The organism is Pelorhabdus rhamnosifermentans (genome assembly GCF_018835585.1).
Lineage (GTDB): Bacteria > Bacillota > Negativicutes > UMGS1260 > UMGS1260 > Pelorhabdus > Pelorhabdus rhamnosifermentans.
In genome coordinates, this window is the sequence record NZ_JAHGVE010000154.1 from 1 (window position 1) to 260 (window position 260).

Genomic DNA, 260 nt, shown 5'->3' on the forward strand with positions numbered 1-260 from the left:
TCATGCCCGCCGACCGGCGGATAAAAAGGGGTAGGGTGAGGATTTCCGGATCAGGCCCCAGGACCTGGCCTGCCGTCTCGCGGCGCGCTGTCGAGCAGCCGGATCAGCGCCAGCAGCGACGTGAAGCACATGGTGAACACCATGATCACGACGGTCGCTCCACGGAGATCCTGCAAGCGCCAGGACTGGCCCGCGGCGTCCACGACGTCACCCGACTGCCCAAGCATCCATGGCACCACGTGCGTAATGCCGCCGGAGAC

At 66.2% G+C, this 260-nt stretch carries 1 protein-coding gene; it reads right to left on the reverse strand.

Annotation, left to right across the window (positions count from 1 at the left end; all coding sequences use genetic code 11):
• Positions 1-50: 50 nt before the first annotated feature.
• Positions 51-260 (reverse strand): hypothetical protein (locus tag Ga0466249_RS26165; RefSeq protein WP_215832414.1); only part of this gene is annotated, 210 nt, incomplete at its 5' end.